Annotated in this window: 24 protein-coding genes, 1 tRNA gene and 1 other RNA gene; 10 read left to right on the top strand and 16 right to left on the bottom strand. The window is 30.0% G+C overall.

The window, feature by feature from the left end; translation table 4 throughout:
* Positions 1 to 12: 12 nt before the first annotated feature.
* On the top strand, positions 13 to 411 hold the full coding sequence (locus HGG64_RS02190) for a hypothetical protein (protein WP_169580325.1): 399 nt from the start codon (positions 13 to 15) through the stop codon (positions 409 to 411).
* Positions 412 to 425: 14 nt separating this feature from the next.
* On the opposite strand, the gene HGG64_RS02185 is transcribed toward HGG64_RS02190, so the two are convergent.
* Together HGG64_RS02185 and HGG64_RS02180 are read right to left on the bottom strand one after the other, a co-directional pair.
* Positions 426 to 1127 carry a ribonuclease HIII gene (locus HGG64_RS02185; protein WP_169580324.1) on the bottom strand — a complete coding sequence of 234 codons (702 nt, stop codon included), beginning with the start codon at positions 1125 to 1127 and terminating at the stop codon, positions 426 to 428.
* Positions 1128 to 1129: 2 nt separating this feature from the next.
* The gene (locus HGG64_RS02180; RefSeq protein ID WP_169580323.1) at positions 1130 to 2089 is read right to left on the bottom strand and encodes a Cof-type HAD-IIB family hydrolase; all 960 of its coding nucleotides are present in this window, start codon (positions 2087 to 2089) and stop codon (positions 1130 to 1132) included.
* Positions 2090 to 2372: 283 nt separating this feature from the next.
* Between HGG64_RS02180 and upp the strand changes: the two genes are divergently transcribed.
* The 3 genes from upp to HGG64_RS02165 all read left to right on the top strand — a co-directional run bounded on the left by upp (position 2373) and on the right by HGG64_RS02165 (position 4165).
* Positions 2373 to 2999: a uracil phosphoribosyltransferase gene (gene upp / locus HGG64_RS02175; RefSeq protein ID WP_169580322.1), complete on the top strand. Its 627-nt coding sequence runs from the start codon at positions 2373 to 2375 to the stop codon at positions 2997 to 2999.
* A 222-nt stretch (positions 3000 to 3221) separates the two neighbouring features.
* A complete protein-coding gene (locus HGG64_RS02170) occupies positions 3222 to 3983 on the top strand; it encodes a type II toxin-antitoxin system death-on-curing family toxin (RefSeq protein WP_169580321.1) in 762 nt (253 codons plus the stop codon).
* A gap of 35 nt (positions 3984 to 4018) precedes the next feature.
* Positions 4019 to 4165, top strand: a complete 147-nt coding sequence (locus HGG64_RS02165; protein WP_169580320.1) for a hypothetical protein — start codon at positions 4019 to 4021, stop codon at positions 4163 to 4165.
* 93 nt (positions 4166 to 4258) lie between these two features.
* Here HGG64_RS02165 and deoC read toward each other — a convergent pair whose 3' ends face one another.
* From deoC to HGG64_RS02145, 4 genes are all read right to left on the bottom strand, one after another.
* The gene (gene deoC / locus HGG64_RS02160; protein WP_169580319.1) at positions 4259 to 4924 is read right to left on the bottom strand and encodes a deoxyribose-phosphate aldolase; all 666 of its coding nucleotides are present in this window, start codon (positions 4922 to 4924) and stop codon (positions 4259 to 4261) included.
* A gap of 27 nt (positions 4925 to 4951) precedes the next feature.
* Complete coding sequence (locus HGG64_RS02155; RefSeq protein ID WP_169580318.1) at positions 4952 to 6247, bottom strand: thymidine phosphorylase; 1296 nt, start codon at positions 6245 to 6247, stop codon at positions 4952 to 4954.
* A 1-nt stretch (position 6248) separates the two neighbouring features.
* Positions 6249 to 6962: a purine-nucleoside phosphorylase gene (gene deoD, locus HGG64_RS02150; RefSeq protein WP_169580317.1), complete on the bottom strand. Its 714-nt coding sequence runs from the start codon at positions 6960 to 6962 to the stop codon at positions 6249 to 6251.
* 71 nt (positions 6963 to 7033) lie between these two features.
* Positions 7034 to 7774: a DNA-processing protein DprA gene (locus HGG64_RS02145; RefSeq protein ID WP_169580316.1), complete on the bottom strand. Its 741-nt coding sequence runs from the start codon at positions 7772 to 7774 to the stop codon at positions 7034 to 7036.
* Positions 7775 to 8089: 315 nt separating this feature from the next.
* Here HGG64_RS02145 and HGG64_RS02140 point away from each other — a divergent pair, with 315 nt between their 5' ends.
* The 3 genes from HGG64_RS02140 to HGG64_RS02130 are packed head-to-tail and all read left to right on the top strand — an operon-like array spanning position 8090 to position 14190.
* Positions 8090 to 9691 (top strand): type I restriction-modification system subunit M, encoded by a 1602-nt coding sequence (locus tag HGG64_RS02140; protein WP_169580315.1) that lies wholly within the window; start codon positions 8090 to 8092, stop codon positions 9689 to 9691.
* Positions 9675 to 10979 (top strand): restriction endonuclease subunit S, encoded by a 1305-nt coding sequence (locus HGG64_RS02135; RefSeq protein ID WP_169580314.1) that lies wholly within the window; start codon positions 9675 to 9677, stop codon positions 10977 to 10979. The genes HGG64_RS02140 and HGG64_RS02135 overlap by 17 nt, the downstream gene beginning before the upstream one ends.
* Positions 10966 to 14190, top strand: coding sequence for a type I restriction endonuclease subunit R (locus HGG64_RS02130; protein ID WP_169580313.1), 3225 nt, complete (start codon positions 10966 to 10968; stop codon positions 14188 to 14190). The genes HGG64_RS02135 and HGG64_RS02130 overlap by 14 nt, the downstream gene beginning before the upstream one ends.
* A 104-nt stretch (positions 14191 to 14294) precedes the next feature.
* Here the strand turns inward: HGG64_RS02130 and rnpB are convergent.
* Positions 14295 to 14620: RNase P RNA component class B (gene rnpB, locus HGG64_RS02125), an RNA gene on the bottom strand.
* A gap of 114 nt (positions 14621 to 14734) precedes the next feature.
* On the opposite strand from rnpB, the gene HGG64_RS02120 reads away from it, so the two are divergent.
* Positions 14735 to 14810, top strand: a tRNA-His gene (locus HGG64_RS02120).
* A 57-nt stretch (positions 14811 to 14867) separates the two neighbouring features.
* On the opposite strand, the gene nrnA (HGG64_RS02115) is transcribed toward HGG64_RS02120, so the two are convergent.
* From nrnA (HGG64_RS02115) to mutM, 4 genes are all read right to left on the bottom strand, one after another.
* Positions 14868 to 15854 (bottom strand): bifunctional oligoribonuclease/PAP phosphatase NrnA, encoded by a 987-nt coding sequence (gene nrnA / locus HGG64_RS02115; RefSeq protein WP_169580312.1) that lies wholly within the window; start codon positions 15852 to 15854, stop codon positions 14868 to 14870.
* On the bottom strand, positions 15847 to 16818 hold the full coding sequence (gene nrnA / locus HGG64_RS02110) for a bifunctional oligoribonuclease/PAP phosphatase NrnA (protein ID WP_169580311.1): 972 nt from the start codon (positions 16816 to 16818) through the stop codon (positions 15847 to 15849). Before nrnA (HGG64_RS02110) ends, nrnA (HGG64_RS02115) begins: the two co-directional genes overlap by 8 nt.
* Before the next feature lie 88 nt (positions 16819 to 16906).
* On the bottom strand, positions 16907 to 17152 hold the full coding sequence (locus tag HGG64_RS02105; RefSeq protein ID WP_240939120.1) for a DNA mismatch repair protein MutS: 246 nt from the start codon (positions 17150 to 17152) through the stop codon (positions 16907 to 16909).
* Complete coding sequence (mutM, locus tag HGG64_RS02100) at positions 17152 to 17979, bottom strand: DNA-formamidopyrimidine glycosylase (RefSeq protein WP_169580310.1); 828 nt, start codon at positions 17977 to 17979, stop codon at positions 17152 to 17154. Before mutM ends, HGG64_RS02105 begins: the two co-directional genes overlap by 1 nt.
* A gap of 45 nt (positions 17980 to 18024) precedes the next feature.
* Here mutM and HGG64_RS02095 point away from each other — a divergent pair, with 45 nt between their 5' ends.
* Together HGG64_RS02095 and HGG64_RS02090 are read left to right on the top strand one after the other, a co-directional pair.
* Positions 18025 to 18492, top strand: a complete 468-nt coding sequence (locus tag HGG64_RS02095) for an L-threonylcarbamoyladenylate synthase (RefSeq protein WP_169580309.1) — start codon at positions 18025 to 18027, stop codon at positions 18490 to 18492.
* A 14-nt stretch (positions 18493 to 18506) separates the two neighbouring features.
* A complete protein-coding gene (locus HGG64_RS02090) occupies positions 18507 to 18971 on the top strand; it encodes an RpiB/LacA/LacB family sugar-phosphate isomerase (RefSeq protein WP_205852851.1) in 465 nt (154 codons plus the stop codon).
* A 36-nt stretch (positions 18972 to 19007) separates the two neighbouring features.
* Here HGG64_RS02090 and HGG64_RS02085 read toward each other — a convergent pair whose 3' ends face one another.
* The 5 genes from HGG64_RS02085 to HGG64_RS02065 form a co-directional block, all read right to left on the bottom strand.
* Positions 19008 to 20321, bottom strand: coding sequence for a YitT family protein (locus HGG64_RS02085; RefSeq protein WP_169580308.1), 1314 nt, complete (start codon positions 20319 to 20321; stop codon positions 19008 to 19010).
* A 64-nt stretch (positions 20322 to 20385) separates the two neighbouring features.
* A complete protein-coding gene (locus HGG64_RS02080) occupies positions 20386 to 21531 on the bottom strand; it encodes a YitT family protein (protein ID WP_169580307.1) in 1146 nt (381 codons plus the stop codon).
* Between the two features lie 3 nt (positions 21532 to 21534).
* The gene (dnaB, locus tag HGG64_RS02075; protein ID WP_169580306.1) at positions 21535 to 22968 is read right to left on the bottom strand and encodes a replicative DNA helicase; all 1434 of its coding nucleotides are present in this window, start codon (positions 22966 to 22968) and stop codon (positions 21535 to 21537) included.
* Between the two features lie 45 nt (positions 22969 to 23013).
* On the bottom strand, positions 23014 to 23451 hold the full coding sequence (gene rplI / locus HGG64_RS02070; protein WP_169580305.1) for a 50S ribosomal protein L9: 438 nt from the start codon (positions 23449 to 23451) through the stop codon (positions 23014 to 23016).
* Positions 23432 to 25399 (bottom strand): GGDEF domain-containing protein, encoded by a 1968-nt coding sequence (locus HGG64_RS02065; protein WP_169580304.1) that lies wholly within the window; start codon positions 25397 to 25399, stop codon positions 23432 to 23434. The genes rplI and HGG64_RS02065 overlap by 20 nt, the downstream gene beginning before the upstream one ends.
* Positions 25400 to 25442 lie beyond the last annotated feature (43 nt).

The raw sequence follows: 25442 nt of genomic DNA, 5'->3' as shown, positions 1-25442 counted from the left end.
GATAGGAAAAATATGAAAATTATCTTAGATAAAAAAATAAAAAAAGAAAATAGTATTATTGCCGCTAGTTTTTGATTAACAATCCTATTTTTTGTTTTTCTTGCTGGAAATATTGCAATGACCATACTATTTCTAAGTTCAAATAGCGCAATCGGTGAGTTTTTTGTAAAAAATCCAATAGCTATCATTTTTATTATTTTACTTTTAGTGAATCTCATAGCCATTTTGGTGCTAACTGCCATTAAATATCAGGCGGCAAAAAAAGCAAATAATCTTCAACTAAAAAAATATTATTTATTGACTTTTTCTTTAATATTAGTTTTAGTTTGGTTTATTCCCTTTATAATGGGTACACTAATTTCAAAAGAAATTGTGGCACAAAAAATTCAAGAAAGTATTCAAAAGCAATAAAAAAACTTTTAGCACTAGTCTAGAAGTTTTGTTTTTTCAATAGAGTCTTTTGCTTTATTGGTAGTTTTAAATGAGACTTTAGCAACTTGATATAGTATTGCTTCACCACGCTCCTGGATTAATTTCGCTGCTTGAGCATCTACTTCAGGGCCAGCTCCTAATTTAAAATCAACACCAAATTCAGCGTTTTGTTCTTTTAAATATTCAAGCATGATTGCTCGTGCCAAAATTGATGCCGCGGCTACTGATAGTGATTCATCTTCAGCTTTGGTTTTTAGAATAATATTTACTTTTGGCTTACGAACCTTCATTCAAGTAATTGATTGAAGTTTTTCAATATGATTTTCAAAGGTTTCATAAGAATTAGTATATTGATCAATAATGACATCAACTGACTTCTTTAACATTTTTAAAAGTTGATTAATTGAATTTAGATGGCTTAGGGTCTTAATTTCGTTATTATTAATATCATTCTTAATTAAGTTATTATATCCCCTTTGCGAAAGCACATTTTTTTTGAACAAAACATAGGGTTTTATTTTTTCTGCAATTTCAACAATTTTGTTATCTGTTAGTTTTTTACTATCTTTTACTCCCATTTCGCGAACTTTTTCAATGTTCTCTTCAGGGATATAGCACGCTACTGAAACAACGGGAGTAAAATAATCCCCAACGCCAGTTTCATCAACTCCAATTAATTTATCAAATTCACTCACTACTATTCCTTACCTTCACCATTAAAGAAAGTGTCTGCTTTAACGGTACTTAAATTTTTCTTTTCTTGATTTTTCTTCTCTTTTGCCTTTTTAATGTATTTTTCCGGATCATTTAGAAATGCTTCGATAAAGTATCCGACAGCACCTTCACGGTTGGTTTGTTTCATCACAACAGTTGACATCTTTTTAATTAATGGCTCAGCATTAGCTGGGGCAACGCCAACATTTCCAACTTCAAACATACTTAAATCATTATAAGAATCTCCCATAACAACAGTATCATCAATGTTGATGTTGTAGTATCTCATCATTAGTGAAATAACTTTTCCTTTATCCACTCCAATTGATGTAATGTCGAATACTGGACTTAAACCTTCACCTTTTGATCATGAAGAGAATTCTCCTAGATCACCGTATTTTCTTTTTAGATATGTTAGTAATTCAATTACATCTGTACTTTTTTGAACGTCAAAGACAATTCCTGTTGGTTTTAGCGGAATTTTTTCTAGGTTAATATTTTCTCTAAATTTAGTTGCTTGATTAAAACCAAAGACTTTTTCAAGGTTTGGATCACGATGCATTAGTTGTACCCAGTCTGGTCCTTCAATTGCATAATTGGTAATTTCTTTTTTTACTTTTTCATCTCCTAAAATATATAGAACTTCATTTAAGTCTAAATATGTAATAGTTGGAATAAAAAATGGATCAGCAGGATTATGAATATGTGCTCCGTTGTAATTACCTACTATTGCATTTAGGCCCAGTTTCTCATAAACTGGCATGGTGCTTCTTCATGGACGACCAGTAATGATTGAAACAATGTGTCCTTCTTTAACGGCTCTTTTTATTGCTTCTTCAGTTTTGGGGTGAACTGTTCCAGCTCCTGAATCAGCTAATAATGTGCCGTCAAGGTCTAGTGCAAATAAAAATCTCCTTTTATCAGAATCCTTATTATATGCCATAATATTTCCTTTCAAATAATAATGTTTTTAGCTATTGAATATTAAAAATAAAATACAAGTTGTTTAATTTCTTTTATTTTTTCTTTACTTTTCAATATATTAGATTAAAATCTAAATAATTTTTTTATCATTATAAATTATAAAATAAAAATAATTTTTAAAGTATTTATGCGAATAATTACCACTTTTATGCATAAAAACGCCAATAATAGTGCAAAAAGTACCGATTATTAATATAATTTATGCAATTAAACACAGTTTTGATTAATTAAAAGGGGTAAAAATGTTAAAGGTAATTAACCATCCACTAATATCAATTAAACTAACAAATATGCGCGATAAAAATGCAGATCATTCAATATTTAGGAGAAATTTAAACGAAATTGCTTCACTAATGGTATATGAAATACTAAGAAATTATCAAACGAAACCTCGTGAAATTATTACACCATTAAATAAAAAATTTACTGGTATGTCATATGATAAATCAATTGTTTTTGTTCCAATTTTAAGAGCTGGATTAGGAATGGTCGATGGACTACTTGAACTTGTTCCAGAGGCGAGAGTTGGTCATATTGGAATGTTTCGAGATGAAAGCACTTTTCAGGCACAAGAATATTTTTATAAGATGCCAAACGTTGCGAAAGATAGTTATGTTTTTGTAATTGACCCAATGCTGGCAACTGGTGGCTCAGCAGTTGATGCAATTAAGAAGTTAAAAAGTGATGGATTTAGCAATATTCAACTCGTTTGTCTTGTTGGAGTAAAAGAAGGTGTTGAAAATGTTGAAAAGCATTTTGGAAATGACTTTGGAATTTATCTTGCCTCACTAGATAGCAAATTAAATTTAAGCAAATACATTGAACCCGGATTAGGTGATGCCGGCGATAGAATATTCGGCACTAAATAAAATCTAGTACAAATAAGCATTTAGTAGTGCTTATTTTTTTAAAATTAAAAGAAGAAAATAAAGCTATGAATAGTGTTTTTCTTGAAAAAATCAATAAATTTGTTGAAAAAAAGGGTATTTATCGTTAATATAAATTTAATTATGTTAGTTTAGATAATTTAATTTTGATATATAGAAATGTTTAAATATTTACTATAATAATTGAATATTTAAGGTGCAGCAATGAAAGAAATTAAAATAATAGCAAGCAAGTATGATGTTTATAATCTAGAAAACTTCATAGCAAAGTATCACTCACAAAAAATGTACTATAAAGATAATCAGTGGTACTTTAGAGATCATTTAGATAAAGAATTTGAAGAGATAGAGTTTAGTATAAAGATATTAGATTTTGAAAATATAAGTGAAGATCAATTTTTTGATTATATGAAAACTAATGTTTTTATCGCATATGAAACAGCAAGAAAACTTACATATAGTGAAGGTTATGAAGATGATTTTGCTATTTTTGATAAAAATTTTGATGTAGTTAGAAAAATTGAAATGTCAATGCTTAAATACCAATACATGGAAAATTGAAGTATTATCGACTACTTTGCTGATTTATTTTTGGAAGTATTAAAATCTCATTTATTTAAAAATGGCAATAAGCGTTTTGCTTTGGCTTTTTTAAAAGCCTTAATGAACTCAGCTGGATTTTATATTAATTGATCTAGACGTGATTACAATTATTATTTAGATAGAATTCAAAACTCAATGGCAGAAGAAATTGTGTGCTTAGCAATTTGCCTTTCAAATAGATCATTTGAAGATTCATCATTTTTATTAAAAGAGCAGAAAGAAAATAATAGCAGAAAAAACAGCGCAGAATCTTGTGTAAATAAATTAAGAAAATATCAAACTAGCGACTTAAGCAACAGACATGAAAAAATAAGAATTGAAGTAGTGAAATGAATTAAAAACTTAACAACAATAAGTTATTAATTATATTAAGAAATAAGCTAATAAAAGGAGAAAGTATGAAAAACAAAATTCACTATGTTAGTTGGGACATTAATTTAATTAGTGAATCCGAAATGAAGCAAAGAGAAAAAAGATGACAGGAAGAATTTTCTGAAAGCGAAGCGATTTTCATTAAAACAATGAAAAAACTCGTCGATATGTAAATTCTTAAATATACTTTATAGATTTCTTATAATAAAAAACAAGCCGGATAAAATTCTGCGCTTGTTTATTTATTTTATTATTTGAAATGCAAATTAATATGAGCCTTTATTATCGGTCTTGTTTTCCATAATTGCAATTGATTTTGAGGTTCCAAGACGGCTGGCACCTAATCTAATCATTTCTTTTGCATCTTCAGTTGACTTAATTCCACCTGAAGCTTTGATTAAAAGTTTATCTCCACAAACTGACTTCATAATTTTAACATCTTCAAATGAAGCACCACGGTATGAGAATCCAGTTGAGGTTTTGATATACTCAGCTCCTGATTGCATAACAATTTCAGTAATTTTGGCAATTTCTTCATTTGTTAATAGAGCAGTTTCAACAATAACTTTTAGTAATTTGCCATTACATGCTTCTTTGATTGCTTTGATTTCGTTTAAAACGTATTCATATTGTTGATCTTTGAAACGGCCAACGTTAATTACCATATCAATTTCATCAGCGCCATGTTCAACAGCAATTTTGGTTTCGTAAACTTTAACACTAGTTGCGTTATATCCTAGTGGAAAGCCAATAACTGTACATACTAAAACATCAGTTCCTTTTAGTTGTTCCTTTGCGTATTTTATATACGATGGAGGGATGCAAACTGATTTAAAGTCTCATTTTTTAGCTTCATCAATTAATTTATCAATATCCTTAAATGTAGCTGAAGCAGCTAAATTTGTATGATCAATATATTTATTTAAATTCATTATAATTACTCCGTATTTTATTATTAATTAGTATAATTTCGCAAAAACCTCTTGAATTTCATGCTTGTTACTACTAAATTCTATAGCATCTAAAATTTCTTTTTCTAAATTCATGTCAATTTCTTTTGAAGAGTATAAAGTGAATAGAATGTCATTAACTTTTACATAATCATTTGAAGATTTATTCAAATAAATTCCTGCTTCAAAATCGATGCTATCTTCTTTTTTAGATCTTCCAGCGCCTAATTTCATTGCTACAAGTCCAAAGGCAATAGCTGAATTAATTTTTAGATAACCTTCGGCTTTTGATTTAATTTCATATTTGTGTTTTGGATTAAATCATTTAGGATTATCAAGTAATTCAACTTTTCCACCTTGTGCTTTAATTCATTCTTTGAATTTGTCATATGCTTTACCGCTACTAATGGCTTCATCAATCATAGCACGTGCAGCCACTTCATCTTTAACTACGCCGGCTAATACTAAGAGTGTTGATCCTGATGAATAAATAATTTCGGTAAAATCTTTAGGACCATGACCTTGTAATGTTTCAACAGCTTCTAAAATTTCAATTTTATTACCAATTGTTCTACCTAAAGGTTGATCCATATTTGTTATTTCAACAGCAATTTTTCTTCCTAACTTTTTACCAATTTCAATCATTAACTTGCCAAGTTTTTTGGCTTCATCAATGTTTTTCATAAATGCACCATCGCCACATTTAACATCAAGTAAAATACAATTAGATCCAGTTGCTAATTTTTTTGACATGATTGAAGATGCTATTAGAGGAATCGATTGAACTGTAGCAGTAACATCACGAAGAGCATAAATTTTCTTATCAGCTGGAACCAAATTTGTGTTCTGGCCAATAACAGCAATATTGTGTTCTTTTACAGTATCCTTAAATTCTTTATCCGATAGTAAAATGTTATATCCTTCAATAGATTCTAGTTTGTCGAGAGTTCCACCAGTGTGACCTAGTCCTCTTCCTGACATTTTTGCTACCGTTAATCCAAGGGATGCTAGAATTGGACATAAAGCAATACTTACCTTATCTCCAACTCCACCAGTTGAGTGTTTATCAACAATAGTTTTCTTTAAAAATGATCAATCTAAAACTTCGCCAGAATGCATCATGGCATCAGTTAAATAAGCAGTTTCGGTATCTGAAAGACCATTTAATCTAATGGCCATTAGCAAGGCAGACACTTGATAATCAGGAATATATTCTTTAACATAATTATCAATGAAAAAATTAATTTCTTCCTTTGTTAATTCCTTATTCTCTGATTTCTTAGTGATAATGTCGATAAAACGCATTTTATTTGAACTCCTCAGCCAATGATAAGGCCAATTTCATCATTTCATTAAATGAGTTTTGTCTTTCCTCACTTGTTGTATATTCATGTGTAATTAGATTATCTGAAATTGTAAGAAGTGTTGCAGCTTTTTTATTCAATCTTTCTGCGACTGTGAATAAACCGTAAGCTTCCATTTCAACACAAATTGAATCACCTGATTTTTTTGCACGTTCTAGGGCAGGAATATCTGAGTAGAATGCATCTTCAGATAATATTCTTCCTTCATGAACATTCATATTTAATTTTTTAGCATGTTTTTTAATTAACTCGTTTAAGTTAGCATTTGGTTTAGCAATATTGCTATCATCACCAACAATGTTCTTTCTGAATGATGTGCTATCACTGTAAGCCTCTGAAGCTAAAACCATTTCATAATTTTTAACTTCTGCTTTGAATGAACCGGCTGAACCAATTCTAACAATTGCTTCAACTCCATATTGGCTAAATAATTCATATGAGTAAATACCAATTGAAGGCACTCCCATTCCTGAAGCACAAACAGATACTTTATTTCCATTATAATATCCGGTATACATTAGAACATTTCTTACATCTGAAACAAGTTCAACATTTTCTAAATATTTATCAGCGATATATTTTGCCCGTAATGGATCTCCAGGCATTAAAACTAACTTTGCAAAAGCACCATCTTTTGCATTTATATGTGGTGTCATAAATCTCCTTTTATAATTTAAAATTCATACAATTATAATTTTATAATAAAAAATAAAAAGCAGGCGCTTTATTATGGTACCTGATTTAGATTTGTAATTAATTTAGCTCCACAGTTTACTAGTTCAATATTGTCATTTTTCTCATCATCTTCCAAAACAAAGCAAAAAACATCTTTGCCATATTCAATAAAGTTATCAACAATTGGCATCATTTTGTGATTTGTTGAAGAAATAAGCACTAAATTTTTAGCAATTGCTCCCAAAATTCGATTTCTCGCAAACAATGATTTTTTTGTCGGATGGTAATTATTTGGATATTCAGTAATTAACAAAACATTAGGGTTTTCAAAAATTTTAGAATTGTTAATTGCTTTGAAATATTCAATGCCACAATTTAAAACAATTATTAATTTTTGATTATTTTCTAAAATCTTTTCAACAATTTTGCTGTCAAATCCAGATCAATACTCTGAGACATAGACAAATTCCTTATTCTTAAAATCTAGATTATTTAAAATTTTATTAGCACCTTCAGTTTCATAATTTCCAGCTAAGCATATTTTTTTACTATTATACAAAATGTCAATGTTGCCATAATAATAAATAATAAAAGGTGGCTTTCTTAGATAACTAAAATGGTCTGGATATTGTTCATCTAAAATACTAATATATTTGCGATCTTTAATGTTATCTAGGTTGATATACTCAACAATTTTATCTTCATCAATTTTTTCATATGATTTAATCGCCTTATAAATACTGTCCCAATCCCCGCAGTATTTCATACTAAAATATAATAAAAAGTCATTCATTTTTCTCTCCTATTCTAAATTTAATAAAAAATAAAACAGATGTTGCAAAATGACGAAAAAATTAAGAAAATCCAAGAAAAATTTTCTTATTTACTTTCTTATTAACATTTTTAGGGTAATAAGCAATAAATTTAAGCTCATAACAGTCACCTAAATTAACTGTTTAATAGTATTTTTCATATCCTTTTAATTTAGATCTATGGGATTAAATATTTTTAATAAATTTGCATTAGGTTTTTAAGTAATGAATTATATCGAGTTAATAACCATTAATTTGCTATAATAAAAATAACATTTATTACAAAGGACAACAATATGAAAAGTAGCGAACACAAAAAGCTATTATTTAACAAAATATGAAAAATAGCTAATGACTTAAGAAATAATCTTGACCCATGAGAGTTTAAAGATTACGTTCTCAGTTTTTTATTTTACTATTACTTATCGAAAAAAATTATCAAACATTTTGCTGAAACATATCCAGGCGATCTTCCATTTGATCAATGAAAGGATGAAGAATTTACTGATGATATTTCTAATGATATCGCAACTACTTTAGGATATTCTCTAAAACCATCACAACTATTCCAAAATGTTGCAAAAACTAATAACCAAGAAAACTTAAATCAAATTTTAAGAGAAACTTTTAATCAGATTTATGATAGTTCAAAAGGAAAAAGTTCAGAAAACGACTTTCAAGACCTTTTTAGCGATATTAAAATTGACAATCCTAAGCTAGGTGCCAATGTAGCGGATAGAAATAAAAAATTATATAAAGTTATTGAAGCAATTAATGGAGTGAATTTTGGAGAATTTGAAGACCATGAAATTGATATCTTTGGAGATGCCTATGAATATTTAATTGGTATGTATGCTCAAAATGCTGGAAAATCAGGAGGTGAATATTTTACCCCTCAGGAAGTTAGTGAATTACTTGCAAGACTAACACTGATTGATTTTAATGATCCAAATCGAGGGATTAAAAATGACATAACAACTATTTATGATCCAACTTGTGGTTCAGGATCTCTACTGCTAAAATTTATAAAACTTGTCGATAAAGAAAAGGCTAATAGTCTGCGATTATACGGACAAGAAATAAATGGAACAACATATAATCTTTCAAGAATAAATATGTTTTTACATGGTATGGATTTTACTAATTTCAAAATCGCTTTTGGCGATACTTTAGGAAAAGATTTATTTGCTGGCAAGGAATTTGATATTATTGCTGCAAATCCTCCTTATTCAACTAGGTGAGAAGGAAAAAATGATCCCACTTTACTTTCCGATGCCAGGTTTTCGCCGGCTGGAGTTTTAGCGCCATCTTCAAAGGCCGATTTTGCATTTATTATGCATATTCTTTATCATTTAAAGGCTAATGGATCTGCTGCAGTTGTTGAATTTCCAGGAATTTTGTACCGTAGTGGAGCTGAGAAAAAGATTAGACAGTATCTTGTTGAAAATAATTTTATTGATTCAATTATTCAACTTCCTTCAGATTTATTTTTCGGTAATACTATATCAACATGTGTTATCCTCTTTAGAAAAAACAAAAATAATACAGACAGAAATATTTTCTTTATTGATGCAACTAAAGAATTTGTTCGCGTTGATAGCAAAAACAAATTATCAAAAGAAAATATTGACTATATTGTTGATACAATAAGATTTAAAAAAGAAATCCCTCATTTTTCAAAACTTATTAATGAAACTCAAATTGCTGAAAATGATTACAATTTGTCCATATCTCAGTATGTTATTGAAAAGGACACAAGAGAAGTTATTGATATTGATGTATTAAATAACAATATTGAGAATATTTCAAGAAAAGTAAATGAATTAAGACAAAATATTGATCAAATAATAGTTAATATAAATAATAAAATTAAGGGTCAAGATGAAAAAAATAATTAATGAATTTAAATTGTATGAAATTTGCAATATTGACCGAAGATTAAGCGGATGAAAACACAACGACCAAAATAGAATAATTAACTATGTACACGTTTCGGCAGCAATAGTAAATAATATTAAGAATTGTGGCAAGGGGGATATTGCACTATCAACTACTGGACCAATTTTTAAATTCGCTAGTGAGGATTATCTGGAGAGTAACGATTTTATTAATAATGGAGAAGTTATATTCATTCCATCGGGAGGAGTTGCAAATATTAAATACTACAATGGACAGTTTATAGATGCAGGTAATATTCTAATGTATAAAAAGAATGAAACCGTAAATTTGAAATATGTTTATTATTGACTAAAAAACAATAATGATATTATTAATGGCTATTATCGCGGTGCTGGGATACAACATCCAGACATGCTTCAATTAATGAATTTAAAAATTAAGTTACCAAATATAAATATTCAAAATGAAATTGTAGAAACTATTGACAAATTTTATGTTATAAAGGAAAATTTAAAGCATAAACTTACAAGTGAAATAGAATTAATAACTGAACAGTATATATATTACTTTAATAAATTGTTGGACTTCAAAAGAAATATTTCTGAACATAACTCTATACTTGCTAATCTATTAAAAAAATATAATTGCAATAACATTGTGTGAGAAAAAATGAGTAATTTAGGCACAATTTTGGGTGGATTAAAAGGTAAAAGTAAAACAGATTTTAATAATAATTTAAACTCGAAATATGTGCCATATAAAAATATATTTAAAAATATGAGTGTTGACCAACTAGATTTAGATAGTGTTTTCGTGAGTCCAGATGAAAAACAAAACAATATTAAATATGGTGACATATTGTTTACCGGTTCGTCTGAAACCAAAGATGAATCTGTAACTAGTTCTGTTGTTTGCTTTGAACCTAACGAAAACATTTTTTTAAACAGTTTCTGTTTTATTTATAGATTTAATCAAAACTATTTTGATCCTGAATTTTCAAAATATCTTTTTAGGTGCAAAAGTTTAAGAGATATGCTAATTAATTGTTCTTTCGGAACTACTAGATATAATGTATCTAAAAAGAGAATCTTAAATATAGAGATTCCAATTCCACCAATTGAAATTCAAAAAGAAATAGTTGAAACATTAGATAAACTTAGTTCATACATAGACAAACTAAATAACGAACTTCTCAAAGAAATTGAGCTAAGGGATAAGCAATATCAATATTATTTTAATAAATTACTTGATTTTGATAATAATGAGGTAGTAGATGAAAGAAAATAAAATATTATCAGAAAATATTGACCTAGACACAATGGTCTATCAATTTGATTTTTCAAAGAATAAGGGTAATTCAAAATTCTGATCTGAAAGTGAAGCAGAATTAGAAGAAGCATTTATTAAACAACTAAGCTCTCAAGGCTATCAGTATGCTAGTCACATTCATAATATTGATGACATGATTGAAAATTTGCGAGCTCAAATTGAAAAATTAAATAACTATAAGTTTACTGATAATGAATGAAAGAGATTTCAAAATGAATATCTTCTACGTGAAGATGAAACTTTTGTTGATAAGACTGAAAAGATTCAAAAAAATTACTACTATGAATTAAAGAAAGACAATGGCGAATACACAAATATATTCATAATTGATAAAAAGAATTGAACACGCAATAGTTTTCAGGTAATAAACCAATTTAAAAGCAAAAGTGGCTCAGATGCAAATCGTTATGATGTGACAGTGCTTATCAATGGACTGCCACTAGTTCACATTGAGCTAAAAAGACGTGGTGTCGATCTAATGCAGGCATTCAATCAAATTGCACGCTATAAAAATGAAAGTATGAGCAAAGATGATAAAAAAATCTATGACTTTGTCGAAATGTTTGTTATTTCCAATGGTACACAAACTAAATACTATTCAAATACAATTTTAGACAATGCCTACAACCAAATTATTAATGAGGATGACCAAAAACAAAAAAAGGGACTAAACACCTTTAATTTTACTTCGTTCTGAACCGATATCTCTAATAAACATATTGAGGACCTAATTGACTTTACAGAAACTTTTTTCCAGCGTAAAGTTCTATTAAATATTATCTGTAAATATTCAGTTTTTAATTCTAATAGAAAATTGCTAATAATGCGGCCATATCAAATTGCTGCAACAGAAAAAATTTTACAAAAAGTTGACTATGCAATAAAAAATCCTATGGATAATATGTTTAAAAAGAAACATGCTGGCGGATATATTTGACACACCACCGGTTCGGGGAAAACTCTTACCTCATTTAAAGTCGCGACTCTACTAAAAGATCAACCGGAAATTGATAAAGTGCTATTTGTTGTTGATCGTCGCGAACTTGACTATCAAACTATTAAAGAATATGAAGCATTTGAAAAAGGTGCAGCCCAATCAAATATTTCGACAAGGAAGTTAATTGAACAGCTTAACAGTAATTTAGATGCGAATAAAGTAATTGTTACTACCATTCAAAAACTAAATAAACTATGTCAAGATAAGAATTATAGGGAGAACAAAGAAATATTTAGTAAGCGCACTGTTATTATCTTTGATGAATGTCACCGTTCACAATTTGGAAAATTTCATAAGAATATTACTTCAAAATTTAAAAATGCCATTTTATTTGGCTTTACTGGTACCCCAATTTTTAAAGATAATGCCAATCTAGGCATTGATAAGCAAGTAAATGCCGGACTAATAGTGAATTCAGATATTCCACAAACAACTGAAGACATTTTTGGACCACAGTTGCATAAATACACAATTATCGATGGAATTGAGGATGGTAATGTTCTTCCATTTAGAGTTGAATATCAAGGGAAATTCCATAGTAATGAATTTCCTGATAAGCAAATTGTTTCAATTGATAAGGATAGTGCTTTAATTAGTCCAGAAAGAATTACTAAAATTTCACAATTTATATTAGAGAACTTTAATCGATTAACCAAACGAACAGATGACAAATCATCGCTATATGATTACTACATTCAAAAAACAAAGGGCAGTAATGATGAAGGTAGTTTAGTTAAAGTTGAAATTAAGGGATTTAACGCACTACTGGCAACGAAAAACATTGAAATGACACAAGCCTATTACAAAACCCTTACTAATTTACAAAAAGATAAAGGCGAAAGCAAGAAACTTAAAATCGCCATTATTTATAGTTATGAAGAAAATCAAGGTGGAAGAGATTATCAAACTAATTTTGATGAAATTGATGAGAACTATGAATCAATTGATAATTTAAATTTGACTGATAAAGAGTTTCTAAGATCAGCAATTGATGAGTATAATAAGACCTTTCATACCAATTGGGGAATTGATAGCAATCGATTCCAGGGATACTACAAAGATGTTAGTTTGAAGATGAAAAATCGGGAACTTGACTTGCTAATTGTTGTTAACATGTTTTTAACCGGATTTGATGCTAAAGTTTTGAATACACTTTTTGTTGATAAATTTTTATCTCATCACGGTCTAATTCAAGCTTTTTCAAGAACAAACCGAATATTAAATGACATAAAAAATTTTGGGAACATTGTTTGCTTTCAAAATATAAAAAAACAACAAGATGATGCTCTAAGAATTTTTGGTAATGATAAAGACTCACAAAACATCATTTTGCTACGTCCATTTAATGATTACATTAACGGCTATACAGATGAAAGCAATCATCACCATGAAGGATGAAATGAACTCATTAAGCAAGTACTAAAAATTGAATTAACAGACTTTCAATCAATGACAGCACAAGATGAAAAGAAATTTATTTCGCTATTTAATAAAATTCTAAAATTGAGAAATATTCTCTCATCATTTGAGGATTTTAAGAAATTAACAGTAATTTCACCATATCAATTTGATAACTACAAATCATACTACATTGATCTCTACCAAAAGTATAAGAAAATTAGTGACAATGAAACTGAAAAAATTAATAAAGATGTTAGCTTTGAAATTGAGCTTCTTCAACAAGATGATATCAATATCGATTACATTCTAAATTTAATTGTGGAAAATAAAGATAAATCAAAACAAGATATTATTGATATTGTTGTCAAAAAAATTGATAGTAACATTAATTTGAAATCCAAAAAATCCTTAATTATGGATTTCATTAATAAGCAAAACATTTCAAATGAAAAACCAGAAGTAATTACGATGAATTTTGATATTAACCTAAGAGAGCATTATCGCAATGATATTATTGAACTATGTGAACGTTATAAACTTAATTTACAATCAACAACAAGATTTCTAGATACTGCCATTAAATTTAGAAACCTTAGTGATGAGGGGCTACCATTTCATGAACTAACCCGTAAGACAATTGCTGATAAATATCCAAGCATTAGAGCTAATGCCCAAAATCAGTCAAATGTTAAGAAATTAAAATTAGAAATATTTAAAGCGCTAGAAGAAATCTACTATAAATATTCAAACGACACACGTGAATATTACTAATAGCAAATCTTCTGCTTTTTTTATTTTAATATTTAGAGAGACTAAAGTAAACTAGATTGTTGAATAAAATAAGAAAAAAAGGTCGGGAGGCGACCTTTTTCTTACACTATAAACCGCTTTTTGTACTACTTTCATGATGATTAAACATCTAAAAATGTAGTGCTAACTATTTATCTAAACTATAGTGAATATAGTTTTCAGACCTTTGTTGAATTCCATTGGCCTAATTCCCCTACCAAAATTTGGGTTTCTAACTCATGAAGTTTACATCGTTGCATCTTAACTTAATAAGCTCGTCTCTGTTGCACTAGTTGTCAACTTTTTCAAGTTGCCTAGACTTATTGGGTCTAGCATGATCACTACTTGCATCTCAGCAAGTGCTAGAGCGGATTTTCCTCTACATTATTAAATGCAGCAGTTAGCCGTGCTCAATAATTTTATAATAAATTTTGTGAATAATTTACTTATTTATAAAAATAAAGATAAATGCAAAAAATTACTAATCAAAGCAAAAATATGATAAAATAAGTAGGCAAAATTAATGGCGTTCGTGGCGAAGTGGTTAACGCTCCGGGTTGTGGCTCCGGCATACGTGGGTTCGATTCCCATCGAACGCCCCATTTTTTTTATCTTTTTCTGAACTTTATAATATGAAAACGCCGAAGCGGCGTTTTTGTTTATTCATATTCAGCAAGATTTTTAGTTTCAGCTTCTAAATCTTTAACAATTTCAGGAATTAATTTAGCATCGCTAATTTGAGCCCCTGAGGCGCGGTGATGGCCACCACCTCCTCATTTTACTGCGACGTTGCGAACAGCACAACCATTTGAACGAAATTCACAACGGATTTGATTTTCTTTTTCTTGAGTAAAGAACACTCATGCCTTATTATCATCAATTGAAGCTAATGTAAAAGGACGGTTAGCTTTTAGTGGATCATCAATTCCAAATTTCTTTTGATCTTCAAGGGTAAAGTAAAATCATACAACACCATTGGCAATATGCATATTTTGTTGAATAAAAGCATTAATGCGAATATCAGATAGTGAGCGTTTGGCCATTTCAGTGTGAATTAAATCTTTATTGGCTTTATTTGCTCATAGTCAAGACACTAAAAACATAGTTCTATCATTTGTCACATTAGTAGTTAGACGCACTGAATCAGTGTAAATTCCTAGATATAAATATGTAGCAGCCTTTGCATTCAATTTTCAATTAAGAGCATAGGCCAGTTCTGTAACTTGTTGAGCAGCAGCTGGAGCTTCCGCCTCAATTCATCTAATTGAGGCATTTAGGTCATCTTCATTCGGATGGTGGTCAATGCGAATAACATCGTCAAATAAATTGCTGTCTAGGTATTCACGTTTTTCTAGACGTTCTTTGTAATTAGCATCAACAATAATTGCTAGTGAGTTTTCTAGCTTTGCAAAAGGAAGTTCATCCATAGCAAAGTCTAGATATGAAAAACTTCCTTTAGCATCACCAATGGCATAAACATTTTTATCTTTAAAATTTTCCTCAATTAAGGCTTTCATTCCAAATTGTGATCCTAAACAGTCGCCATCAGGACGAATGTGATGGAAGACAACAATATTTTTATATTTTTTAATTTTGGCTTCAATTTCTTGGAATAATTGTTTTTTTTCTGTACTAATGTTAATCATATTTCTTCACCTCAGCTTTTAAATCATCAATTAAAGCGCGAATATCGCGACTATTATGGCATGTAGCACCAGCCGCTAATTCATGACCACCGCCAGGCGCATATTTTTCACAAACATGGTTAATTCAAATTTCATTACTTCTTACTCTACCTCTTATTGTACCATCTGGTTGGTCAATAAATAATGCTCAAACTTTGCAATCACCAATATTAGCTAAAATTCCCACATCACTTCCTTCAGTTGGAGTTAAACCAAATTTATCAAGTAATCTTTTAGTAACATGGAAATAAATTACCTTATCTTCCTTTTTATAATTTAAAAGGACATGAGCATTAAATTTTACCCTTTTCTCTTCACGTATTGAAAGAGGAAAGTTAATATCTCAAACATGAAAACCTTCAGCACTATGTAAATATGAAACAACATCAAAAGTACGCTTTTGAACATAGTCAAACATAAAACGATTTGAGTCAGTATTAATTCCTAGATATAAATATTTAGCAGTTGGCAGCGATATTTTCAAGTTTGCTTTCATCGCAATGTAGCCGATCTGTTCAGCACTGGCAGCAAAGGTTGCGTCCTCTCAAGTATAATCATATGCAATATCTGGATCATTGGGGTGATGGTCAATTCTTAGTAAATGAGTAAAGTTTTTTTCTAAGATAATGTTTGCAAATTGAATACGGTTTGAGCTGTTAGCATCAACAACAACACCAAGTGAATTCTCAAAATATTTTTTGTCAATATCTTCGAATTTGTCAAAGTCTCAGGTCATAAACGAAAAGATGTTGTTATTATCTCCTAAAACAAAGACATTTTTTTCCGGAAAATTAGTCTTTATTAATTCCCTTAGTCCAAATTGTGACCCTAAACAATCACCATCAGGGCGGATATGATGAAAAATAAAAATATTATCATGCTCTTGAATTGCTTTAAGAGCAATTTCCCATGTGTTTTTTGCCATAAATTTCTCCTATTATGTTAATTGAATATATTAAGTTATTTATATTAAATTATATTTTAAAATACTAGGCAAATGAAATAAAAAAGCATTATTTTTTAAATGCTTTAATTATTGATTTGCTTTTATTCAAATATGTGTATTTATATCCTTCTTTGTCTAGAATATCCTCAACTAAAAACTTTATTGCTCCACTACCATTGCCAGCAATGAAAGTATAAGAGAAGTGATATTCATCTTCCTCAAGCTCTTTTAGGGCATTTAAAACTATTGCAGTTGCTTCAAGAGAATCACAGCCATGTAAATCAACCTGTAGTTCATCAAAATTCAGATTCATTAATAAACCTTTTGGCAGTTAGGGCAGGTGTATGTACCGCGTTGATTGACTTTGATTTTTTCTGTCGCTTTGCCACAATCTAAACAGTTTTTGATTTTATCGTTGTGGATTTTAAGAAAGTTTTGATATTCACCAATTTGCTTATTAAGGCTTTCATATGAAATTAACGTTGTTCCACCTTTTTCAAAACTCTTGTCCATAATACTTTTAGCATTTTCTAAAATCTCAGTAATTTGTGACAGCGATAGGTGAGATGATGGTGTAGTTGGATGAATCTTAGCCGCAAACAAAGCTTCATCGATATAAATATTGCCAATTCCGGCAACAATGCTTTGATCTAAAAGTTTAGTCTTAATTGGTGTGGATGAACGATGAATTTTGCCAAAAACATCCTCAGCAATATTCACTGAAGGCTCAGGTGCTACTTTTGATATCGGTAGAATCTTGTCATAATTTTCATAATTTCGTAGATGAAAAGTGCCAAACATTCGTGAATCAACATAGTGCAAAGATTCGCCACTGTCAAAGTAAATTTTCATCACTAAATTAGGATCATTTATTTCTTGATTTTTTTGATAGAAACGGTATTTTCCTTCCATTCTTAAATGCGATAATAAAATCAAATTATCGCTTAATTTTATAATAATATGTTTGCCAATATTGTTAATATCTAAAACTATTTTGTTTTTTAAACTTTCAATAAAAGTGCTAGGGGATTTTTCTTTAAATAGTTTAGGTTTGAAAATTAGAATTTCACTAATCTTTTTATTAAGAATATTTGCTTTTAAGGCCTTGCATACGACCTTCACTTCTGGTAATTCTGGCATACATTTATTATATTATCTTTTATCTTTATTTGCTATAATATGGTTGTGTTTGACAAATTTGATAAGCTTTTTATTTCAACTACCGATACAGTTTTAGGAATTGGTGGCAAGGTTGAAGATGACGTTAAAAATTTAATCTACGAAATCAAGGGTCGTGATAAAAATAAAAAACTAATAATTTTAGTGGCTTCAATTCAACAAGCGAGAAATTTCTCGCAATGAAATGAAGAGGCTGAATCACTAGCAAAGCAGTACTGACCTGGTGCGACAACGCTTGTGGTAAATGATCAAGGTTTTAGAATGCCTAACCAAGCGAGATTATTAGCATTTTTAGAAAAAAATGGACCTATTTATATGTCAAGTTGCAACCTCTCAAATACCCCAGTTTGCCAAAGCATCAAAGAAGCTAAAAAAGTTTTTCCAAAGATTAAACGTTTCTATAATTTTGGAAAGATGACACAAAAACCTAGTCAAATAATTAGTGTAGAAACAAAAGAAATATTGAGAAAATAGAGGAGACAATATTTATGATAGTAAAAATTACAAGTGACCACGCTGGATATCTAGCTAAAGAAGATCTAGCAAAAAGATTGGAAGCTGAAGGATATACAGTTGAGCTAAGAGGAGCAACCTCAGCGGAAGTGCCAGTTTCATACTCTGATATGGGAATTGATTTTGCCAAAGAAATTGTCAAAGATAATGATCCAAATATTAAATATGTTGCGTTCTGTGGTTCAGGTGTTGGAATTAGCATTGCCTTAAACCGTTTTAAGAAAATTAGATGTGCTAGAGTAACTAACGTTGAAGAAGCTAAACTAGCTAAATTACACAACAATGCTAACGTTTTATGTATGGGCGGTAGACTACTAGAAAGTAATAACGTTGAAGCAATGTTCCACGAATGAGAAAAAACTGAATTTGAAGGTAACCGTCATATTCCAAGAGTTAATAAACTTGATGAAGTCGGCGAAGATGCGAAAGATCTAGAATAATAAAAAATAAAAAAGGTAGGTTCACTACTCTTTTTTTTACTCAATTTTTGAGGTATTTAGTTTTCCAAAAATATTATGAATTTTTGTTATTGTAATCCAAGCATCAGCATCCGCTTTTAGAATTTCTTGACGAATAATATTTTGCTCTAAATATAAGGCAAAGGTTTCAACCTTAACTGTCTCTGTGTTAGTATAACCTGATACCATTCTGGCAATATTATATCCATGTCAGTAGTTAATTGCTTTGAAGTGAGCAATGATTGCATCTGGTTTTTTAGTATAGATTTCAATTTTAACTTTCTTATATTTTGGATAGATAAGTTCAATAAAGAAATTGTAAAGAAATACATAACCAACAGTACAAATTGCTCTTAGTAAAATGGCAGCATGATTTGTTGGTTTAGAATTATTAGCTGAAATTGCTCCAGTTAATTCTAAAATCGAAATTAAAAGAATTGAAAAGCTGGCAAAACATAATGATACAATAACTGAAACGTGCCCAACACTTTTTTTCTTCTTTCTTGAAATGTAGTAAATAATAAAATCACTACCTGCTGTTGAAGCTGAATTCTTTCAAGCAATTCCACCGGCTGAACCAGCACATATTCCCCCTATTACGGTATAAATAATAATTGGTCAGGTTGGATTTGCATAACCTGTTTTAATTGTTTCTAGAAATTGCTTAATATTTTGAATATCATTGTAGCTGTAGATAATACCATTAATGTTCATCGTTTGTCCAACATTTATACTATTAAGTTTCTCGATACCGATAGCATCAAAATCTTTTAATTTCATAAAATAGTTTCCATAAACATTTCAAGGAATCAATGCTCTAAATGAATTAACTGAATTTTCAGATTTTGGTGAATATCAGTTAACGTAGTAAATTGAAATTTTATCAAAGAAGTTATGGATAACTGGAATTAATAAAAATGATTGGAACGCTACTTGCCATATCAATCAATAGACTGTTAGCAAAGTAAATAGCCGCGAGTTTTTCCTTCAAAAGATAATAATGATTGGAAGGTTAACAGCGAGATAGATGTATGCAAAATAAGGCGCTGTGGCAGTTACGGTATATGTTAGTGATTGAACTAAAGCTGAAAATCCGGTTGCAACTGTTGCCGCTTTTGCCAAGAATGTTGAAATTCCAATGTTATATAAAATGGCAGAAATAAAGATCATCACCATTTTTTTTGGAAATTTAATCCAGATATTCAGAAAGTTTAAGTTATATGGGTTAAGTGAATTTGGATCAAAAATTGGTTTTTTATTAGGACCTTTTGCCTTATTTTTGGTTGGCTTGGTAACTGTGGTTTGTTCTGGTGTCATTTCTTGTGTTTTCATAATTATATTGAAAAGAATTATAATATCATTTTTTTAAATTTCACACAAAATATTTAAATATATTTTAGTCGACGTAAGACGTATCAAATTCTCCAACCAAACCATGAATATTGGATATCGTTATCCAAGCATTTTTATCAACTCGTTTTACTTCATTAATGATTGTATCACGTTCAAGATATAAGGCAACTGTTTCAATTTTTCCGAATTCAGTGTGACTGTATCCCCCAACTCCATAGAAAATGTTAAAGGCATGAACATATCCAAATTTTTTGAATGCTTCAGCCACGATTTCTGGTTTTTTAGTATGAATATCAATTTTAACTTTTTTGTATTTAGGATAGAATTTATTAACAATAAAGGTTAGTAAGAATAAGTAAATAAATGTTCCCATAATTCTTACAATAAATTGCTCTGGTCTCCATGGGTGACCTTTAATATAACCCACTGATTCTAGTGAACCAACAACAATTGTTGAAAATGAAGAGAAACATAAAGCAACGATTAAAAATGTATTACCAATTGGCTTTTTAGTTTTTGAAGCAATGTAGTTTGAAATAACTGAGGTTCCCCCAATTGAACCTTTTTGGGTTCAAGCAATAACTGAAGCAAATCCTTCACAAACTCCACCTAGTGAAGCATAAACAATAACTGGCCAAGTTTCTTTATTCCAAACTTTTCCAACAACATCTGTGCCCTCTTTGCCATAAGGATCTCAGTAACTTCCCTTACCATTTGGATTATAAATTGAAAGTCCTTCATTAATAAATTTAACAATTGGACTAGCACCATTATAATCAATAAAGATTAATTGGATTCCCACTTGAAATAGCATCCAATAATACGTTAGTACCATGAACATCCGTGGGTTTTTTCACCAAAAGAAAATCATTAATGGTAGATTGACTAGCACATAGAAAAGTCCATAAAACTGCTCTGTGCTAGGAGCAAGAAAAGTTATAATTTGTGAAAGTGATGATGTTCCACTTGCGATGGTGGCAGCTTTTTTTAGAAAGACCGCAATCGCGACATTATATAGAAATGCACTAACAAACATTCACAGTACTTTTTTGGGATATCTTTTTCAGATATTTAGAATATTAATTTTCAGCGGATTTAGCTGCTCTTTGCGTTCTTTTGCTAAAGCTTTTTTCTTGGCGTAAAGGGCTGCCCGTTCTTCTAATGAAAGCACTTTGATATTTTTTTTCATAATCTAATTAGCATCCTTTCCAAAATTAAGTGGTTGGCTATTCTCTCTAGTTGATTCATCGGCAAATTTATTATATTCAGGAATAAATGCCAATTCAACAACTCCCGTACCACCGTGACGGTTTTTTGCTACAATAACATTTGTTTTAGAAAGATTTTGAAATGGCCGCTCATTATCAAAGGAATTACCATTTGCACTTTCATTAACATTTTTTTGTTTATTATAGTAATCAGGGCGATGTAAAAATAGAACTGCGTCCGCGTCATTTTCGATTGAACCCGATTCACGTAAATCTGATAATATCGGGGTTTTATCTTCTCTTCTTTCAACACTACGGCTTAATTGCGCAAGCGAGAGAATTGGGCAATTAAGTTCACGCGCTAATTTCTTAAGACCCCGAGAAATTTTACTTACCTCATTTTGCCGATTTTCTGAACCCCTTAGAGAAGAGTCGGTAATTAATTGAAGGTAATCAACAATTAGTAGATCAATTTTTTTATTGTTAGCGGCAAAACGACGAGATAAAGTAATTATGTCTGATATCGTTAGCGATTCATCGTTACTTAAATGAATATTTCACTTTTCGATGTCGCTAATTGCTCAGTTTAGGCAATTTCTTTCATCGTTTGTTAACATATTTTTTTTCAAAAGACTAATTGGAATTAGTGATTCAATTGCCAGCATTCTTTGTACTAATTGCATATTTGACATTTCCAGTGAGAAAAATAGCACTGTTTTTCCTGCTTTTGCTACTGTGTTGGCAATATTTAAAGCAAAAGCAGTCTTTCCCATCGCAGGACGAGCAGCCAAAATAATTAGATCTCCAGGATTTACACCAAGTAGTAGTTCATCAAGTTCTTTAAAACCAAGTGACAATCCAACCCCGGTTTCGTTGTTGATATTACTGTAGATATCATGGACAATCTTCTTAGCAACATCACCGATTCTCTGATAATCTGAATTAATCTGTGAAATATCAATATCAATTAAATCAAGTTGTAAGTTACTAATAATCTTATTAACTTCATCCGGTTGTTTTTCAATTAAATCTTTTGTCTTTTCAAGTAATTTATTTAGACTATCGCGCTTAAATTGATCAAGAATATTTTTAACATATGTGTCAATTTCGGAACTATATCCGGCATTCTCAGTAATAAAGGTAATATAGTTAACACCTTTGTAGTTCTGGACACCAATTTTATCAATTAGTTTTTTTGATACTAAATGATTAATTAGGATGGTAGCATCAAATGATTTTGAAGAATTATGAACATCTGAAATAGCTTCATATAATATTTGATTACCAGGAAAATGAAACATATGAGGTCGGAGAATGTCTCCAACCTCTAGATAGCATTCCCCCTCACGCATAAGTAAGCCGAGTAGTGATGCCTCGTTATTTGCTATTGATATTTCCTTTTCATTTAACGCTGCCATGAAATTTTTCCTCCTCAAAGATTTCGATAACTACTTAATAGTTGATTATTTTTCTTCAATAATGGTAATTGCTAAAATCGCCATTACATTTGGATGAAGTTTAATGAACACCTTATGGTTACCAAAAGTGTTGTAAACATCGCTTGATAATGAATGGTGCGGAATTTTTATGTCATGTTTTAGGAGTTCTTTAATAATAGCCTTATTAGTTACATGCCCGTGAACTGTATTACCATTTGATTTTAGGGCAAAAAATAGATTTAGTTTATTGATACGATTTTTTAATTCGTTAGCCTCAGCAATTTTTTCGGCTTCCTGTTCTTGTAAATCGGTTTTTACTCTCTCCAAATTAGCTAAAGTTTTTTTATTAACTGGTTGAGCATAACCATTTTTAATTAAGAAGTTTTTGGCAAAACCATCAGTTACTTCAATAATTTCATTTACTTTATATTTGTCATAGTTTTTAATTAATATTACTTTCATCTTTCACACTCACAATCGCTTGTTTAATATTATCAATGAATAATTCCATTGATTCGGAACTTTCTGCTGCGGCTGTTCCGAAATGGCCGCCACCACCGACTAACTCGGCAATTAATTGAACGTTAACCCCGTTGCCACGAGCCGACATTTTGTATTTTTTAACACCTGGTAATTTTGCAACGACAAAGGCCGCTTTTCGACCATTTACCCGCAAAATTTCATCTGTTGCTATTGAGATCATATCTGTTGATGCCTCAATGTTTTTATAGGCTAAATAATAGCCAGACTTAACTTCCTGAAGATTCTCAAGCAACTCTTGGACAACATTGAACATTTTTTCATTCATCTTTAGTGTATTAACGGAATGAATAATTTTAGCTCCTCATTCTTGTAGTAAAGATGCGGCGATAAATGTTTTGGCTGTCGTTTGCTTCTGAAAAGTATTAGTATCTAAATAAATTCCATCTAGTAAATGTTGGGCAACTTTAGTGTTGATCTTGTCATGATTATTTGAAATGGCAATCATTTCAGTAACAATCTCAGAAGCCGAAGAAGCCGACGAGTCAACATAGAAGTTTTCATGAATAGCAAAGTTTTGATTTTTACCAATTCTATGGTGGTCGATTACTAAAATGTTTTCACGCTTTACGCCATTAAAAGCATTAATGTTTTCAATTCTAGTTTCATCAGAGGTATCGCATAAGACAACAAGAGTTTTGTCATCATTTAATGCTGTTGCATCCTTTGGACTAATAAAATCATTTTGCTCTTCTTTATCTAATCTTTCAAAAATTCTCGTTGTAGTGTCATCAAAGGTTTGATTTTGAATATATGCTTTTTTGTTAAAAGTTTTTGCCAAAGTATAAATGGCATAACATGAACCAAAGGCATCTAAATCAGCATTTTTATGGCCATAGATAATTACTTTTTGAATCATTTTCGATTTAAGTTTTAGCAGAAGATTTTTCGCCATGAATTTGACATTTGTCCTCGAAAGGTTAACATCAATTTCAGAACTTGAACCATAATGACGAGGCTTTTCATCTTTAGTTAAAATTGTAACCTGATCTCCACCTCTAGTTTGTGATTGAAGTAGTGCTTCTTTTGCCATTTGGTCAAGTAAGTCATATTTATAAATACCATATGAAAATCCTGCTGAAACTGTGACAGTAATATCGTCTTTTAAATTCTCACGCTGTTTAAGCTCATTGAAAAATTCAAAATTTAATTGTTCAAATTTTTCTAAGGTTTCTTGGTTAGTAATAATAAAGAATCTTCCGTTTTCATATTGACGATAAATTAAATTATACTTTTTAGATAAATCATCTAATAAATTAACAACTGATGAATAAAGTTTAAATAATTGTTCCTGTGAAAGCGAATTTTGATATAGGTTAATATTATCGATGTTTAATTCACCAAAAACAATTCTTTGAAGACGGTAGTCATTTAAAAGATTAGTTTGCATAGTGATATCTTTTAAAATGACAATATTATGTTCAAGTGACACATGAACTTCATATTGAATATCATTATATGAAAAACTAAAATCTAAATTATCAGCTCTTCATTCATCAACTTTGAAGATTTCTTTGATATTTTTAGAAATAATTTTTTTTCCAAAGTTATTCTTTATCATGTCTGAGATTCAAATTATTTTACCAGTATTCATAAAAACAATAGCCCCAACACCATACTGAGAAATCTCTCGCTGGATATAGTAGTTCAGTGAGCTCTGGGAAACAGCAATATTCTTTAAATATCTAGTCATTGTAACTGCTAAATAACTTCCCAAACCAATAATGTATACTGTATATAAAATGGCGGCAATAATTTGTCCTATATCGCTTAATTTAAAAATTACAACATAGAAGAGGATTGAAGGAAGTAAAAATAAAAATATTATTTGCAGAATCAAATGAATTTTTTTGCGATTTTTATCATTCATAATTTTAATTATATAGAAAAACTAAATAAAGATGCTAATAATG

It is taken from the genome of Mycoplasma phocoeninasale (assembly GCF_012934885.1).
GTDB lineage: Bacteria > Bacillota_I > Bacilli_A > Mycoplasmatales > Metamycoplasmataceae > Metamycoplasma > Metamycoplasma phocoeninasale.
This window is presented reverse-complemented; position numbering and strand designations above follow the sequence as displayed.